15 protein-coding genes are annotated in these 15,376 nt (G+C 31.4%); 6 read left to right on the forward strand and 9 right to left on the reverse strand.

Features of this window, described 5'->3' with window-relative positions:
* Positions 1–8 precede the first annotated feature (8 nt).
* The 4 genes from serS to der are packed head-to-tail and all read right to left on the reverse strand — an operon-like array spanning position 9 to position 4,078.
* Complete coding sequence (serS, locus tag L8W57_RS05145) at positions 9–1,244, reverse strand: serine--tRNA ligase (RefSeq protein WP_133319329.1); 1,236 nt, start codon at positions 1,242–1,244, stop codon at positions 9–11.
* 11 nt (positions 1,245–1,255) lie between these two features.
* Entirely contained in the window at positions 1,256–2,215 is a 960-nt protein-coding gene (gene trpS / locus L8W57_RS05150) for a tryptophan--tRNA ligase (protein WP_133319328.1), read from the reverse strand.
* Positions 2,212–2,709 (reverse strand): shikimate kinase, encoded by a 498-nt coding sequence (locus L8W57_RS05155; protein ID WP_133319327.1) that lies wholly within the window; start codon positions 2,707–2,709, stop codon positions 2,212–2,214. Before L8W57_RS05155 ends, trpS begins: the two co-directional genes overlap by 4 nt.
* On the reverse strand, positions 2,693–4,078 hold the full coding sequence (der, locus tag L8W57_RS05160) for a ribosome biogenesis GTPase Der (RefSeq protein ID WP_133319326.1): 1,386 nt from the start codon (positions 4,076–4,078) through the stop codon (positions 2,693–2,695). Before der ends, L8W57_RS05155 begins: the two co-directional genes overlap by 17 nt.
* 99 nt (positions 4,079–4,177) lie before the next feature.
* Here der and L8W57_RS05165 point away from each other — a divergent pair, with 99 nt between their 5' ends.
* From L8W57_RS05165 to pyrF, 6 genes are read left to right on the forward strand one after another with little or no spacing between them, the layout of a single operon-like run.
* The gene (locus tag L8W57_RS05165) at positions 4,178–5,110 is read left to right on the forward strand and encodes a DMT family transporter (RefSeq protein ID WP_133319325.1); all 933 of its coding nucleotides are present in this window, start codon (positions 4,178–4,180) and stop codon (positions 5,108–5,110) included.
* Positions 5,100–6,461 carry a uracil-xanthine permease family protein gene (locus L8W57_RS05170; protein WP_133319324.1) on the forward strand — a complete coding sequence of 454 codons (1,362 nt, stop codon included), beginning with the start codon at positions 5,100–5,102 and terminating at the stop codon, positions 6,459–6,461. Before L8W57_RS05165 ends, L8W57_RS05170 begins: the two co-directional genes overlap by 11 nt.
* Positions 6,462–6,480: 19 nt before the next feature.
* Positions 6,481–7,284, forward strand: a complete 804-nt coding sequence (kdsA, locus tag L8W57_RS05175; protein ID WP_133319323.1) for a 3-deoxy-8-phosphooctulonate synthase — start codon at positions 6,481–6,483, stop codon at positions 7,282–7,284.
* Positions 7,285–7,296: 12 nt separating this feature from the next.
* Positions 7,297–7,767, forward strand: a complete 471-nt coding sequence (ribE, locus tag L8W57_RS05180) for a 6,7-dimethyl-8-ribityllumazine synthase (protein WP_039628154.1) — start codon at positions 7,297–7,299, stop codon at positions 7,765–7,767.
* Between the two features lies 1 nt (position 7,768).
* Positions 7,769–8,167 carry a transcription antitermination factor NusB gene (gene nusB, locus L8W57_RS05185; RefSeq protein ID WP_133319322.1) on the forward strand — a complete coding sequence of 133 codons (399 nt, stop codon included), beginning with the start codon at positions 7,769–7,771 and terminating at the stop codon, positions 8,165–8,167.
* Positions 8,164–8,847, forward strand: a complete 684-nt coding sequence (pyrF, locus tag L8W57_RS05190) for an orotidine-5'-phosphate decarboxylase (RefSeq protein WP_133319321.1) — start codon at positions 8,164–8,166, stop codon at positions 8,845–8,847. The genes nusB and pyrF overlap by 4 nt, the downstream gene beginning before the upstream one ends.
* 10 nt (positions 8,848–8,857) lie before the next feature.
* On the opposite strand, the gene L8W57_RS05195 is transcribed toward pyrF, so the two are convergent.
* From L8W57_RS05195 to purL, 5 genes are read right to left on the reverse strand one after another with little or no spacing between them, the layout of a single operon-like run.
* Complete coding sequence (locus L8W57_RS05195; protein WP_133319320.1) at positions 8,858–9,271, reverse strand: META domain-containing protein; 414 nt, start codon at positions 9,269–9,271, stop codon at positions 8,858–8,860.
* A 17-nt stretch (positions 9,272–9,288) separates the two neighbouring features.
* A complete protein-coding gene (locus L8W57_RS05200; RefSeq protein WP_133319319.1) occupies positions 9,289–10,881 on the reverse strand; it encodes a methyl-accepting chemotaxis protein in 1,593 nt (530 codons plus the stop codon).
* 15 nt (positions 10,882–10,896) lie between these two features.
* Positions 10,897–12,429, reverse strand: a complete 1,533-nt coding sequence (purH, locus tag L8W57_RS05205) for a bifunctional phosphoribosylaminoimidazolecarboxamide formyltransferase/IMP cyclohydrolase (RefSeq protein ID WP_133319318.1) — start codon at positions 12,427–12,429, stop codon at positions 10,897–10,899.
* Positions 12,429–13,196: a DnaJ domain-containing protein gene (locus tag L8W57_RS05210; protein WP_133319317.1), complete on the reverse strand. Its 768-nt coding sequence runs from the start codon at positions 13,194–13,196 to the stop codon at positions 12,429–12,431. Before L8W57_RS05210 ends, purH begins: the two co-directional genes overlap by 1 nt.
* 2 nt (positions 13,197–13,198) lie before the next feature.
* Complete coding sequence (gene purL, locus L8W57_RS05215) at positions 13,199–15,376, reverse strand: phosphoribosylformylglycinamidine synthase subunit PurL (RefSeq protein ID WP_133319316.1); 2,178 nt, start codon at positions 15,374–15,376, stop codon at positions 13,199–13,201.

Consider the following 15,376-nt stretch of genomic DNA (forward strand, 5'->3'; position numbering starts at 1 on the left):
GTTTTCTCTTAAAAGTATTTTCTTAATGCATCAGGAATTCTTATATTTCCATCTTTTTCTTGATAATTTTCCATAATAGCTACCAAGGTTCTACCAACAGCTAGTGAAGAACCATTAAGTGTGTGAACTAATTCATTTTTGCCCTTATCGTTTTTAAAACGGATCTTTGCGCGTCTTGCTTGAAAATCTTTACAATTTGACACAGAGCTAATTTCACGGTATTTGTTTTGCGATGGAAGCCATACTTCTAAGTCTACTGTTTTCGCAGCAGAAAAGCCCAAATCTCCCGTGCAAAGCATTAAATGCCTATGTGCTAGACCCAAAGAGCTTAGTAAATCACTGGCGCAATTTAACATTTCTTCAAACATCAATTCACTTTGATCAGGCTTACATATACTAACAAGCTCTACTTTTTCAAATTGATGTTGCCTTATAATACCTCTTGTATCTCTACCCGCGCTTCCTGCTTCTTGTCTAAAACAAGCACTATAGCAGGTCATTTTTAAGGGTAGTTCTTCTTGAGTTAAAATTTCATTAGAATAAAGATTAGTTACAGGAATTTCAGAAGTTGAGATGAGATATAAATCATCATTTTCTACCTTATACATATCATCTTTAAATTTAGGAAGCTGTCCTGTGCCATACATGGTTGCGCTATTTACTAAAAATGGTACATTGACTAGCTCAAAACCTCTACTTCTATTAAAATCAATCATATAATTTACCAAGGCTCTACTTAGTAAAGCTCCTTCATTTTTAAGCACACAAAAACGACTTTGTGAGATTTTAACCCCTCTTGTAAAATCAAGCCAGTTTAATTTTTCTCCCAAATCATGATGTTCTTTGATTTCAAAATCAAAACTAGGAGGTGTTAGAACTTTTTTTAATTCTACATTTTCATCTTCATCTTCTCCAAAAGGCACGCAATCATCAGGGATATTTGGTATTGCTAGGGCAATTTGTTCTAGTTTTTCTTCTAGCGTGCTAACGATTTTTGACTGAGTATTGATTTTTTCTTTATTTTGGCTTAGTTGTACTTTTAAGCTTTCTTTATCTTGTGTTGTTGCAAGCTCTTTACTAAATTTATTTTGAAAAGCTTGAAATTCTTCCAAAAGTGCTTTTTCTTTTTTTAAATTTATAAATAAGTCGCTAAGTTCTTTGAGTAAATTTTCATCTACTTTTTTAGCTTTTAGTTTTTGCGCAATTTCATCAAAATTATTTTGCAAAAGTTTTAAATCTAACATTCTAACTCCTTTTATAGTCCTATTTTAGCATAAATTTTTTCCATTGTTTCTCGGGCTTGTTTTTTTGCTTTGCTTGCTCCAAATTCTAAAATCTCATCGATTTTAGAAGGATTAGCTAGTAATTTTTCATATTCTTCCTTAGCCGAGGCAAAATACTCACTAATGATTTCATTTAAATATATTTTAAAATGCCCATAGCCTTCACCACCTTTTTCATAACGGCTTTTTAAAGTTTCTTGTTTTGTTTTGTCTAAAAACAATTTTGCGATTTTAAATACATTACAATTTTGCCAATCTTTTGGATCTTCTAAAGCTGTACTATCTGTAACAATGGAAGAAATTTGTTTTTTAATAGCTTTTGGTGTATTAAAAATATCGATTGTGTTTTGATAAGACTTGCTCATTTTGGCTCCATCAGTACCAGGTACTACTGCAACTTCATCATTAACTTTAGCTTGAGGTAGGGTAAAAATTTCACCCCATTCGTTATTTACTTTTAAGGCTATATCTCTTGCTATTTCAACATGTTGAATTTGATCTTTACCTACAGGAACTACTTGAGCATTAAAAAGTAAAATATCTGCAGCCATTAAAACAGGGTAAGAAAAAAGCCCATGGTTGGCATTTAAACCTTTGGCAATTTTATCTTTATAGCTATGTGCTCTTTCTAAAAGTCCCATTGGGGTAAATTGAGAAAGAATCCAATAAAGCTCCATTACTTCTTTTACATCACTTTGTAACCAAAATACGCTTTTTTGTGGATCAATTCCTAAACTTAAAAAAGCTGCCGCAGCTTTGAGTGAATTTTGTTTAAGTTTTTCTCCATTAAAATTTGAAGTCATAGCATGATAGTTTGCTATAAACATATACATTTGATTTTCTTCTTGCATATTTAGCATTTGTTTTATAGAGCCAAAATAATTTCCTATATGTAAATCCCCACTTGGCTGTAATCCTGTAATAATTCTCATTTTACCTCTTTTTTGATTTCTTTAATTATTTCTTGGATATTTTTGTTTTCAATATTTATAATGATATTTGCTTTTTTTTCATATTTTTTGATTCTTTGATCAAATAGTATTTTAGCATTGTTTGTGTTTGAAAATAAGGGTCTTGTGGCCAATTCTTCTTTATTTAGTCTTTGCAAGAGATAATCAAAACTTGCTTTTAAGTAAACGATAGTACCAATATTTTTTATTTTTTTTTGTTCTATGAAGCCACCACCGCTTGCAATAGAACAATTTTGCACATAAGTTAAAAACGAAACAAGTTTTTTTTCTTCTTTGCGAAATTTTTTTTCTCCATATGTTTTAAAAAATTCACTAATTTCAAGATTAAATTTTTCTTTGATTAAAACATCTGTATCTAAAAAGAATTTATCATATTTTTTTGCATAAGCCCTTGCTATAGTTGTTTTACCACAGCCCATAAATCCTACAAAAAGGAGGTTAGTTTTCTTGCTCATCTTTGCTACCTTTTTTTCTTGAAGCTAAAATTAAAGGTACACCTTCAAAGTTAAATTGTTTTCTAATTTGATTTTGTAAATATCGTTTATAACTAAAATGTAAAGCTTTTGGTCTATTCATAATTAGAGCTATTTTTGGAGGTGCTAAGTCGTATTGAACCGCATAATAAATTTTCACTAATTTACCATAATCATGTGGTAGCGGGTGGGCTCTTGTGGCTTCTTCTACCAAAGCATTTAATTTTGCTGTTGGAATTTTTTGGGTGAAATTTGCAAAAACTTCTAAAATTTTATCCAAAAGCACATGTATTCTTTTTCCACTTAAAGCTGATACGCTTACAACAGGTGCATAAGCTAGGAATTTAAAACGATCTAATTTTAATTCTTTTAAAGTTTTATCAAAATCAAGTTCGCTTTTATCCCATTTATTAAGTACGATAATCACACCTAAACAATGTTTAGCAGCAAGCCCTGCGATACGCTCATCAAGTTCGTTAAAACCTTCAGCTGCGTCAAGTACTAAAAGTGCAATTTGAGCATTGGCTAGGGCATATTCAGTTCTATTAAGTGCATAACGCTCTAAACCCTGTATTTTCCCGCGTTTTCTAATACCTGCGGTATCTACAAATTCGATGATTTTATCTTTATGCATAATGCTTTCATTAACAGGATCAATTGTAGTGCCTGCTATATCGCTTACCACGCTACGTTCTTCTTTTACTAAAGCATTTAAAAGACTTGATTTTCCTACATTAACCCTGCCGATAATTCCCACTTTAATATGATTTTCATTAATAGTTTTTAGCTTAAAATCTCCGCTATTTTCATCAAAATTTTCTAAATAACTTTCAAAGTCTTCTTCTTCATCTGCATTTAAATAACTTTCATCTAAAAACTTACTAGCCCACATACAAAGCTCATCAATGCCTATATTATGTGTTACAGAGATATTAAAAACTTCTTTTACTCCAAAATTAGAAAATTCCCAAGATCTTTCTTCGTCTTTTTTGTTATCGACTTTATTGATTACTAAAGCTATGGGTTTGTTGAGTTTTTTCATTTCATAAAAAAAAGCTTTATCTTCATCATCAGGTAAAAATTTTCCATCCACCATATAAAAGATAATATCACTATTTTTAGCAGCTTTAAGCGAATTTGCTTTGATATTTTTAAAAAGCTCATTACTCTCATCAAGCCCGCCGCTATCTATCAACAAAGCTTTTTTGCCATCAATTTCTACTTCTATTTTATTAGTATCTCTTGTAGTTCCACTTATGTCACTAGTTATTGCAATGCGCTTTCTTGCAAGTCTATTAAAAAGACTTGATTTGCCAACATTTGGTTTTCCTATTAAAATAATACTTTGCATTAATACTCATTTTTTAAATTTTTATTTGTGATTATATAAAAATTGCCTTAAAATTAAGCAAAAAAGACTAAAATAACAGGAATTTTATATGGAATTTATATGTTAAGAATAGTTAAAAAGAATTTAGGTATATATTTTATGATTATTGCTTCTATAGAATTTGCATTTGTAGGTGCTTGTGCAAAAATTCTTAGTGAAGAATTATCATCGATTGAAATTATGTTTTTTAGAAATATTATAGGCACAGCTTTTATGCTTTATGCGCTTTCAAAATTAAATTTTCATAAAAGTGGCGGACATCTTGGACTGCTTATTTTTAGAGGTATTATAGGAACGATCGCTTTATATCTTTTCTTTTATAATGTTTCTAATATTTCATTAGGTGGGGCTTTTGCTTTTCAAAAAACAGCGCCTATTTTTATAGCTTTGATTGCTTTTTTGTTTTTTAAAGAAAGTTTGGGATTAAAAGCTTGTTTTGGGATTTTGATTGCTTTTATAGGAGTATTATTAATCTGTCAGCCTTTTGCAGATAGCACTACGCATTCAGGTTTTGATTTAAAAAATAGTATTTTAGGAATTTTAAGCGGTTTTTGTGCAGCCTTGGCGCTAACTAGCGTAAGAGAGCTTAGAAAATCATACCCAGCGCCATTTATAGCTTTATCTTTTGTTTTAATTGGTACTTTGATGCCTTTAATGTCTATGATTGTAGGTTCTTTTTATGAAATAAAAGAGCTTGATTTTTTAATTGCTCCTTTTGTTATGCCTAGTCTTAAAGCTTGGATTTTTATTGTTTTGATGGGAATTTTTGGAGCAATGTATCAAATTCATGTTACTAAAGCTTATGGAGTAGCAAAAAAGGCAGGAGTTGTTGCGGGGGTTAGCTATATAGATGTAGTTTTTACTTTATTTTTGGGCATATTATTAGGAGATGAATTTCCTAGCTTAATGGTTTTTATAGGAATTTTTAGCATTATTTTAGGAGGAATTATTTTGGTTAGTAAGCAAACAAAAGGAAAGAAAAATGGAAAATAAAACAGATTTAATTTATGGTTTAGAAGATAGACCACCTTTTGCTAAGGCATTTTTTGCTGCATTAGTGCATTTAATGGCTATGTTTGTTGCTGTGATTACACCTGCTTTATTAATTTGCAAAGGACTTGGGATAGATGATACTAATACGGCTAGAATTATTTGTATGTCGCTTTTTGCTTCAGGCGTTGCTTCGCTTTTGCAGATTAAAACTTGGGGTCCTATAGGGAGTGGACTTTTATCTATTCAAGGGACTAGTTTTAATTTTGTTGCACCTATTATTTTAGGTGGGCTTGTTTTAAAAAATAATGGTTTATCGCAAGAAGCAATGCTTGGAGCCATTTTTGGCACTTTAATGCTTTGTTCTACTACTGAAATGATTATTTCTCAAATTTTACCTTTTATTAGAAGAGTGATTTCGCCTTTGGTTTCAGGTATAGTTGTGATGATTATAGGTCTTAGTTTGATTAATGTTGGCCTTGTGAGTGCAGGAGGTGGATTTGCGGCTAAGGCAAGTGGTGAGTTTGGCTCATTACAAAATTTATTATTAGCCGGAGTTGTGATTTTAAGTATTATTGTTTTAAATCGTTTTAATAATGCCTATATAAGAATTTCTTCTTTATTTATAGCTATGATAATAGGACTTTTAGTAGCTATGACTTTTGAAAATTTTAGTTTTAATTTTAATGAAAATTTACCTTTAGTGTTTTTACCCGATCCTTTACATTATGGTTTGAGTATTGATTATAATCTTATTTTACCTTTGATTTTAGTTTTTATGGTAACTTCTTTAGAAACTATCGGCGATATTAGTGCTACTAGTGAAGTTTCAAATCAGCCAGTTAAAGGCGAACTTTATGCAAAAAGATTAAAAGGCGGGGTTTTGGCTAATGGTTTTAATTCCTTTGTTTCAGCCTTTTTTAATACTTTTCCAAATTCATGTTTTGGGCAAAATAATGGCGTTATAGCTTTAACAGGTGTTGCAAGTCGATATGTTGGATTTATTGTAGCTTTTATGTTGATGATTTTGGGTTTGTTTCCTATTGTGGCTGATATTACTTTGCAAATTCCAGAACCTATTTTAGGAGGAGCAACTTTAGTAATGTTTGGTACTATAGCTGCAACGGGAGTTAGGATTATTTCTAAGGAAAATTTAAATCGTCGTTCTATTATCATCATAGCTATGAGTTTGGGTATAGGGCTTGGAGTTTCTAATAATCCTGATATTTTAGAATTTATGCCAATGTGGTTTAAAACTTTATTTTCTTCAGGGATTGCAGCAGGTGGGATTACGGCTATTATCTTAAATTGCATTTTTCCGCTTGAAGAAAATGAAAAAAATAAAGTAAAATAATAAAAAATAAGGAAAAATAATGAAAAAAATGATACTAATAACAGGTCCTTGTGTAATAGAAAATGAAGAACTTGTTTTTAAAGTTGCACAAGAGCTTGAATGCTTTTTAAAAGATGGTAGAATTGATTTTTATTTTAAATCAAGTTTTGATAAAGCAAATAGAACTAGTATTAATAGTTTTAGAGGGCCAGGTCTTGAAAAAGGCTTGGAAATTTTGCAAAAAGTGAAAGATAAATTTGGCATGCAAATTCTTACTGATATTCATGAGAGTTCTCAAGCGAGTGTTGCGGCTGAGGTTGTAGATGTTTTACAAATTCCTGCCTTTTTATGCAGGCAAACTGATTTATTAGTAGCTGCTGCTAAAACAAAAGCCAAGGTAAATGTAAAAAAAGGGCAATTTTTAAATCCTGAAGATATTAAATACAGTGTAGCTAAAATTTTACAAACTAGAGGCATTGATGAAGAAGGTTTTGAAATAGCCAAAGAAAATGGAGTTTTTGTAGCTGAGAGAGGTTCGAGTTTTGGTTATGGAAATTTGGTCGTAGATATGAGAAGTTTGGTTATCATGAGAAAATATGCTCCAGTTATTTTTGATGCTACTCATAGTGTGCAAATGCCAGGAGCAAACGGTGGAAGTAGTGGAGGCAAAAGTGAATTTGTAGAGCCATTAGCAAGAGCTGCTGCTAGTGTTGGTGTAGATGGATTTTTCTTTGAAACGCACATTGATCCTTGCAAAGCTTTATGTGATGGACCAAATATGCTTGATCTTTCAAGACTTAAAAACTGCGTAAATACGCTTTTAAAAATTCAAGAAATCATTTAGAAAAGGAAAATTATGAAGATAATAGAGGGAAATTTAAGTTTAAAAGGTGATGAGAAAATTGCGATTATCAATGCAAGATTTAATCATATCATCACAGATCGTTTAGTTGAAGGTGCTAAAGATGCTTTTTTAAGACATGGGGGCAAGGAAGAAAACTTAAGTCTTATCTTAGTGCCAGGTGCTTTTGAAATTCCTTTTGCATTAAAACAAGCTTGTGAGAGTAAAAAATTTGATGGAATTTGTTGTGTTGGAGCAGTAATTCGTGGAAGTACACCACATTTTGATTATGTAGCAGCTGAAACTACTAAAGGTATAGCAAGTGTAGGGCTTGGAACCAATATACCTGTAAGTTTTGGAGTTTTAACAACTGATACTTTAGAGCAAGCCATAGAAAGAGCAGGTAGTAAAGCAGGTAATAAGGGTTTTGAAGCTATGCTTACTGTAGTTGAAATGCTTAATTTAATCCAAAAAATTAAGGCTTAAAATGGCTACTAGACACCAAGTAAGACAAAGTATAGTTTCTTTGCTTTATGCAGCACAGTTAAATCAAGAAAATAAAGATTTTATCAATGAATTTTTGGATGAGAAAAAAATTCGCAATGACCAAAGAAAATTCACTCTAGATTTATATAATGGTATCAATGAGCAACTTACTTTGCTTGATGAGAAAATCAATGAGTGTTTGAAAGAGCACAAATTAGATGGAGTAGCTAGTATAGAAAAGGCCATTTTGCGTTTGGGTACTTATGAGATTTTATTTACTTCTACACAAAAAGCGATTATCATTAATGAGGCTATAGAGCTTGCAAAAGAAATGGCAGGAGATAATGCTCCTAAATTTATCAACGGGGTGTTGGATAAAATTAACAAGGAAAAGCAATGAAACTTTGTGTGGCTTTTGATGTGTCAAGTTATGATGAGTGTATTAGTTTGGCTAAAGAATTAAAAGGTTTAGATCTTTGGGTTAAAATAGGGCTTAGATCATATTTAAGAGATGGGGTAAAGCTTTTAGAGGCGATTAAAAAAGTGGATGATTTTAAAATCTTTTTAGATTTAAAGCTTTATGATATACCAAATACCATGGCAGATGCTTGCGAAGAGCTTGCTAAACTTGATGTGGATATGTTTAATATCCACGCAAGTGCAGGTAAAAGTGCTATGTGTATGATTATGGAGCGTTTAAGTGTTTTGAGTAAAAGACCTTTGGTGCTTGCTGTATCTGCTTTAACTAGTTTTGATGAGCAAGAATTTTTTAGTATATATAGACAAAATATCAAACAAGCCGTTAAGGAATTTTCTAAAATTAGCTATGAAAGCGGTCTTGATGGTATGGTTTGTTCGGTATATGAGAGCTTATTGATTAAAGAAAATACAAATACAAATTTTATTACACTAACTCCTGGAATTCGTCCTTTTAAAGAAAATTTAGATGATCAAAAAAGAGTAGCTGATATACAGTGTGCTAAGGATAATCTGTCAGATTTTATCGTGGTTGGAAGACCTATTTATAAGGCAAAAGAACCTAGAATGGTTTGTGAGAATATATTAGAGCATTTAAAATAAGCCTAGAGGCTTATTTTAAATAAATTTTCATTTTCTTATTTTCTAAAATAATTCCATCATCATCACTAATAATTTGAAATTCTCCATTAAAATATCTTAAGAAGTCGTTTTCAAATTTCATAGATTCTTGATCGCAAAGCATTTTTGTCGAAGCAAGATTATCTTCTATTTTGATACTACTTCCTTGATCTTTATAGTTTCCAAAAAATCTATTACATCCTGATACACCAAAAACTCTTTTATCTTTATTATCAAAACTAATGCTTGCTTTAGTATTTTGAGGAAGTTCATGATTTTTTCCATTAGCTTCATAAGAACTTATAGTAAATTCTTTATTTTGTAAATCATCAACACTTAAATTTGCCACAGAACACCCACTAAAAATAGCTAAGCTCGCTATACTTAATGTGATTATTTTTTTCATTTTTATACTCCTTTGATTTATACATGAAAATGTTTTAATTCATCCTCTAAATTTTGACAAACTATATTTAACTCATGAGCAACATCTAATAAAATTTTTGAAATTTCTTCATTTTTATCACTTAATTTTACCGTTTCTTGCATTTTATCAAGCAAAGATTGCAAAGTTTCTTGTGTGCTTGAAATTTTTTGCATGCAAGCATTTGCTAAATCTCTTGCATTTTCATTGCAAACTTTTACTTCATTGGTTCCTTCTACAAGTTCTTTTGCATCTTGATTTAAAGAGTTAATTTCGTTAGCATTGTGTTTTAACTCTTTGGAAACTTCATTGATACTATCTACCAATTGTTTGGTTACGATGGCAATATTTTTTAAAAATTCTTCTGAATTTTGAGCAAGATTTCTTACATCTTCAGCAATAACTGAAAAGCCACGACCAAATTCTCCAGCACGCGCAGCTTCAATACCTGCATTTAAAGATAATAGATTGGTTTTATCAGCAATTTCTCCCATCATGTCAGAAGCTTTTTTAATCTCTTCTGCTTGTTTTTCCATAACTTCTACTTTTTGAGATAATATATCTTCATTTTCAGCTACAACTTTTACCTTATCTACTACTTGATTTAATGAGTCAAGCATAGTGTTTAAAACTTCAAAAGATTTTGTATTGGCTTTATTTGCGTTATTTGAAAGTTCAGCAAGATCTTGTAATTCTGTATGAATTTGCTCACTTAAATGATAAGATTCATCAGTTTTTGTATGACCTTCTTTAGTTCTATTTGCTAGATCAAGTGCATTAGCATTTAAAAGTTTAGATTGTTTATCTACCATTTGAGAATTTTTATTAGTAGAAATCACTGTATTTTGAATTTTTTCAATAAATTGGTTGATGTAGGTGCAAGCTTTACCTATTTCATCGGTGCTTTTTATATTAATTCTTGCGCGTAAATCTCCATCGCCGCTAGCTAGTTCTTTGGCATGTTTTAAAAGATCTAAAACAGGATTACCTACAACTATTTTTAAAATATAAAGTACAGCAAAAACGGTAAAAAGTAAAGCAACACTAAAGATTATAATATAGGTTCTAGCTGAACTTGCCAAATCATCATCTACATGTTTTAAATCATTGTACATATCCATAACACCCAAAACATCACCTTCTTTAGCATTAGCATGACAAGCAAGACAACCTTTATTGGCGATAAGTGGGCGTATAAGTCTTAGATAATGTCCTTGTTCGTTATTGATTTCAACGGCTTTAATTTCTGGCTTGTTAAATTGCTCGTTGATAATACTCTCATCACTTTTTGTAAAATGTTGTATTTCAAAGAGCTCAACTGTGCTTTTTGAAGGATAAATTTTAATATCTTTTATACCTTCTATTTCACCAGCATCTTTTATAGCTTGTTCTATAATAGCAGGATCGCCCAAATTCATTGCCATTCTTAATGTTTGAAAAACAGAAGTACTTAAAGTATCTAAATGTGCACGGCTGATTCTATCTGTAGTTTGTTGAGAATCTTTTTGTAAGATAATCTGCATGATAATAAAACTAATTAGCAATGTAGAAATCATTGCTAAAGATATTTTTGCGCCTATGCTCTTAAACATTTAAAACTCCTTTTATTAGTGTAAAAAGTGTCTTATGCCGCTAAAGTATAATGCGATACCATACTCATTAGCAGCTTGGATGATATCCTCATCTCTTATGCTTCCACCCGGTTCAATGATGGCTTTTACTCCTATTTTGCTAGCCTCATCTATACTATCTCTAAATGGAAAGAAAGCTTCGCTTGCTAAAACACAACCATTTAGATCAAGCCCCATTTCCTTGGCTTTATTAATAGCTGCTTTAGCTGCATCGATACGACTTGTCATACCCATACCAATGGCTACCATAGCTCCATTTTTTACATAAACTACATTGTTTGATTTAGTAAATGCAGCAATTTTCATAGCTATTTCAAGATCTTTTAATTCTTGTTCATTAGCTTTTCTTTCGCTTTTTAAAATCGCATTTTTTAATTCATCTTCTTTAACTTCATCACTATCTTGATATACAAAACCACCATCTATGTGCTTAAAATCATATTTATCATAAGCTCTAGTTAAAAATGGCGCTTTTTGTGTAAAGATTTTAATACGCTTTTTATCTTTAAAAACTTCCAAAGCATCATCGTCTACATTTGCTGCAATAATAACTTCTATATAAATTTCATTGATTTTTTGCGCTAATTCTTTATCTAAAGTTCCATTGATAGCAACAACCCCACCATAAGCACTTAAGGTATCGCATTTAAGAGCATGGATATAGCTTTGGAGTAAGTTTTCTTTTATGGCAAATCCGCAAGCATTTGCATGTTTTACAATGGCTACTGCCGGAGCTTTATCAAAAGCACTTGCTAAATTTAAAGCCGCGTTAATATCGGTTAGATTGTTAAAACTTGCTTCACCTTTTAAGGTTGTAAAATTGTGTGTGAAAAAGTCATCAAATTCATATAAAGCACCTTTTTGATGAGGGTTTTCTCCATATCTTGTGTCAAACACTTTTTGACCTACGATAAATTTACTTGCACCAAAGCCACCATTAAAACGCTCATTCATATAATTTGCTATGTAAGCATCATAATTTGCTGTATGCTCATAAGCTTTGATCATCAATGCTCTTCTAAAATCAAGATCTAAGGTATTATCTTTTAAAGCTTGTATGATTTTATCATAGTCTAAAATATCACAAACGACAATGACATTTTTAAAGTTTTTTGCACCACTGCGTATCATAGCAGGACCACCAATGTCGATATTTTCTACAATCTCATCAAAATCTTGGGTTAAAATTGTAGTTTTTTTGAAAGGATATAAATTCACACAAAGCAAGTCTATACTTTCGATGTTGTAATCTTTGGCTTGTTTTTGATGATCTTCATTTTCTCTTTTGTATAAAATTCCACCATGAATTTTTGGGTGCAATGTTTTAACACGCCCTTCAAACATTTCAGGGCTTTGAGTAAATTCACTAACTTCTTGTACTTGTAAATTATTTTCTTTTAAAAGCTTATAAGTACCTCCGGTGGATAAAAGCTCATAACCTAATTTAGTAAGTTCGCTAGCAAATTCTACAACACCTTCTTTATCACTCACACTAATTAGTGCTTTCATTAATTTTTCCTTTCTATATATTGTTTTAAAAATTCATATGATTCATTAATTTCTTGAAATTTTTTAACACCTTCTTTGATTTTTTCTTCATCACTATTGTTTGCGTTTAAAATATCAGGGTGGTATTTTTTGGCAAGTTCTCTATAGCGTTTTTTAAGCTCTTGTAAGTTTGCATTTTCATTTAAGCCTAAAATTTCACAAGCCTTTTGTAAATTCATACCTGTATTTTGTGTTTGCATAGAGTTTAAAAGTTTTTCAAGTATATTTACATCAAGTTCAAAAGCTCTAATGATAGCTCTTAAGACATCTTTTTTGGTATTGTTAAGTTCTCCATCAATCAAAGCCATTGCTACTAAGACATTTAAAATATTAATTCTTTCTTGTTGTGGTAAAGGCACTTCTTTGATAAACTCTTTGGCTATATCAAAAGTATCATTTAAAGTGTTTTTATGTTCATTAAAACATTGTTTTAAAAAATCTCTTTCTTTTTTATCTTTAGCATTATAATCAAGAATTTGTGAGATCATGTTTGCTTCATTCTCGCTAACTCTACCATCACTTTTTGCTATTTTTGCTAAAAGCGCTATAACATAATAGTTTAATCTCCTTTTAAAGCCATCAATCCTTTCTTCATGATAGCCTTGTTTAAAGCCTTGAGAGAAGCTTTTAGCTCCTTTTTTGAAAGAGCCTAAAAGATCATCTTTACCCCAAGTTTTATAATACCAATAAAATGCAAGAATTGCTAATACTAATAAAACAAAAAGCATTTCTATCCTAAATATTCTTTAAATTTATCAAAATAAATTTTTTGTAGTTTTACTAAAGATATCTTAATATCATCTAAAACGAAATCTTTTTCATTTAAAATTCCAAGTTTTGCAAAATTAATTTTCATTTTGTTTGCAAATTCAATAAAATTTTCTTCATTTTTAACACCAATTACAACTCTAGTTGGACTTTCTTCAAAAATAAAACTTCTGTTTTCAAAATTTGTTTTTACATTTACACCTAAATTCGCCTTTGCGCTCATTTTGGCTAAAGTCATAGCAAGACCACCTATGCCTATGCTATTAGCACAATCAAGTAACTTTGCTTCGTTTGCTTTTAGTAAGAAATCCCATAGTTTTAATTCTGCTTTAAAATCTATATCTTCAAGCTCTCCTGCGACTTTTTGATCTAGTACTTTAGCAATCAAAGATCCACCAAAACTACCTTTACTTTCTCCTATTAAATAAATAGCTTGCGTTTCTTTACTAAAGTATGATTTTAAAACATTTTCTGCTTTTTCGTGAATACCAACGCAAGCTATGGTTGGACTTGGAAAAATACTTACTCCATCGGTTTCATTATATAAAGAAACATTTCCGCTTACCACAGGGGTATTGAGTTCTTTACAAGCTAGTTTAATACCTTCACAGCCTTGGGCAAATTGCCACATTACTTCAGGGTTTTGTGGGTTGCCATAGTTTAAACAATCACTAATTGCCAAAGGTCTAGCTCCCGAGCATGCTATTTTTCTTCCTGCGCTTGCAACGGCTGCTGCTGCACCGATTTTTGGATTTACATAGTTTAATCTTGAGTTGCACTCAATGGCCATAGAAAGCAAGCAATTATTTTCTTTAATTCTAATACTATTTGCTCCTAAAGCCCCATCGCTTTTTAAGGTGTTAGTTTGTACGCTTGAGTCAAACTGCTCATAAATATAAGCTTTATTGCTGATATTTTCATTTGCAAGAAGTTTTTCAAAGGCTTCTTGAGTGGGAATGCTAAGTTTAAATTGATAGTTTTTTATTTCATCTAAGTATTTTGGCTTAGCCACAGGTCTATCAAGTATAGGTGCTTTTTCGCTTAGTGGTTCAATAGGGATTAGACCAACTAATTCATCATGCCAAAATAATTCCATTTTGCCAGTATCTGTAACTTCGCCTATAATGGCTGCATCAAGCCCCCACTTATTAAAAATCTCAATAACTTTTTCTTCATAGCCTTTTTTAGCACAAATTAGCATTCTTTCTTGAGATTCACTTAGCATTAACTCATAAGGAGTCATACCTTCTTCTCTCATAGGAGTTTTATCAAGGTAAAGTTTCATCCCGCTACCACTGCGTCCTGCCATTTCAAAAGAGCTTGAAGTAAGTCCTGCTGCACCCATATCTTGAATTCCAACTATATAATCAGTTTTGAAAAGTTCCAAACAAGCTTCCATTAATAATTTTTCAGCAAATGGATCACCAATTTGAACAGTTGGTCTTAAGCTTTTGCTAGATTCATTAAAACTATCGCTTGCCATTACAGCTCCACCAAGTCCATCACGACCGGTTTTTGAGCCTACATAAATTACAGGATTTCCTATACCTTCAGCCTTTGCATAAAAAATATCTTCGATTTTGCAAGTTCCAAGTGCAAAAGCATTAACTAAGATATTTCCATTAAAGCACTCATCAAAAGCACATTCTCCACCTATAGTAGGAACACCCATACAATTACCATAGTGTGAAATTCCACTTACTACACCCTTAACTAAATATTTTTGATGTTTGCCTATTTTTTCATCATGGATATTACCAAATTTTAAAGAATTCATACCTGCAACAACTCTAGCGCCCATGGTAAAAACATCGCGTAAAATTCCACCCACACCAGTAGCTGCACCTGCAAATGGCTCTATAAAACTTGGGTGATTATGACTTTCTACTTTAAATACAGCAGCCATTCCTTTGCCTATATCTATTACTCCAGCGTTTTCACCAGGACCTTGGATTACCCAAGGAGCTTTAGTTGGAAAGCCATTAAGGTATTTTTTACTTGATTTATATGAGCAATGTTCACTCCACATTGCAGAAATCACTCCAAGTTCTAATAAATTAGGTTCTCTACCTAGTATATTTAAAATTTCTTGATATTCCTTATCGCTAATTTTGTGTTGTTTTATAACATCTTTATCCAT

The sequence above is a fragment of the Campylobacter sp. IFREMER_LSEM_CL1890 genome, assembly GCF_025772045.1.
In the GTDB taxonomy this organism is placed as follows: domain Bacteria; phylum Campylobacterota; class Campylobacteria; order Campylobacterales; family Campylobacteraceae; genus Campylobacter_D; species Campylobacter_D lari_D.